Here is a 498-nt window from a genome sequence, read left to right on the forward strand (position 1 = left end):
TGATGGACCGGGCGACCCGGCTCAGCGACGTGGTGACGCTGGAGGGCGAGCTGAGCAGCCGCCAGGCGGACCTGGAGTCGCTGCTCGCCCGGCAGGCGTCCCTGAAGGACCGCACCAGCCTCGCCACCATCACGCTCACGCTGTCCGAGACGCCGGTGAAGAAGGCGGCGAAGGCTGACGACGACCCCGGTTTCCTGGACGCGCTCGCAGGCGGCTGGGGCGTCTTCCTGACCCTGCTGCGCTGGCTGATGCTGGCGCTGGGCGCGATCCTGCCGTTCGCGGCCGTGGCGGCGCTGGTCGTCCTGGTGTGGAGCAGGCTGATCGGCCCCCGGCTGCCGCGCCGCCCGCGGCCGGAGTCCGCGGCGGGCGGCGGTTCCGGCACGGCGGGCCCGGGCAGCGGTTCGCTGCCCGTCGCCCCGCCGGTCCCGGGGCGCGCCCCGGACGCCGGAAACGGCGAGGCCTGAGCGACCGCGCCCTGCCCCTCCCCCGTAGCGTGGG

At 76.5% G+C, this 498-nt stretch carries 1 protein-coding gene; it reads left to right on the forward strand.

Going from position 1 to position 498, the window contains the following annotated elements; genetic code table 11:
* The coding region (locus tag LPA54_RS36810; RefSeq protein WP_228984840.1) for a DUF4349 domain-containing protein at nt 1-464 on the forward strand (464 nt) is incomplete at its 5' end.
* Nucleotides 465-498: the final 34 nt, after the last annotated feature.

The organism is Streptomyces sp. DH12 (assembly GCF_020873895.1).
Lineage (GTDB): Bacteria > Actinomycetota > Actinomycetes > Streptomycetales > Streptomycetaceae > Streptomyces.